Raw genomic sequence first — 712 nt, 5'->3', positions numbered from 1 at the left:
CGTCTCGTTATAATAATGTTGTATGGAGTGCTTTTCCTGGGCTTCAAGGTCATGTTCTGAACATGCGCGATATTGAACAGGGGCTTGATCAGATCAACCGTTTGAGTTCAGCGCACGCTCAAAGCGAACTTCTTCCAGGGCGTGAAGAAGGGAGCACCATTGTCAATATTAACAATCATCCCGATAAAACTTTCAAGGTTACTGTTTCTCATGACAATATGGGACAATCTTCCACGGGTTATGCGCGTTATAGTGCGGGCTTGAGGGTAGAAAATATTTTAGGGATGAATGATGCGTGGGATTTTAACTATCAACGCAGTCAGACAGATTATTGGGGTGGGAGCAAGCAAGAAGGACATAGCAATAACATTTCAGCGAGTGTGAGTATTCCGTACGGTTATTGGACCTTTGGATTGAATGGCACTGTTTATAATTACCAAAGCATAATCCCTGGCAATTTTACCGATATTGAGACGACGGGGGATTCCAGTGAGTTACACGCCAGTACAAGCAGGGTTCTTTACCGTGATAGTGTTTCCCTTACAACCTTGAATTTAGGCCTTTCTTATAAAAGAACCAACAATTACCTTCTTGGCAATAAGATTGAAGTGGGCAGCCGTCAATATAGTGTCGCCAATTTTGGCATTTCGCATTCGCGCCAGATGTTGGGGGGGACTTGGACCTTTGATGTGAGTTATTTGCAAGGGCTCCC

General features: G+C 44.1%; 1 protein-coding gene. It reads left to right on the top strand.

Annotated elements, in window-relative coordinates; genetic code table 11:
- Window positions 1-712, top strand: a 712-nt coding sequence (locus ACFIO5_RS11810) for a ShlB/FhaC/HecB family hemolysin secretion/activation protein (RefSeq protein ID WP_375705514.1), incomplete at both ends; no start/stop codon positions are given.

The organism is Bartonella sp. AA86SXKL, assembly GCF_042196885.1.
The sequence above is the reverse complement of the archived record's forward strand: the minus strand, read 5'-3'. Positions and strand labels throughout refer to the sequence as shown.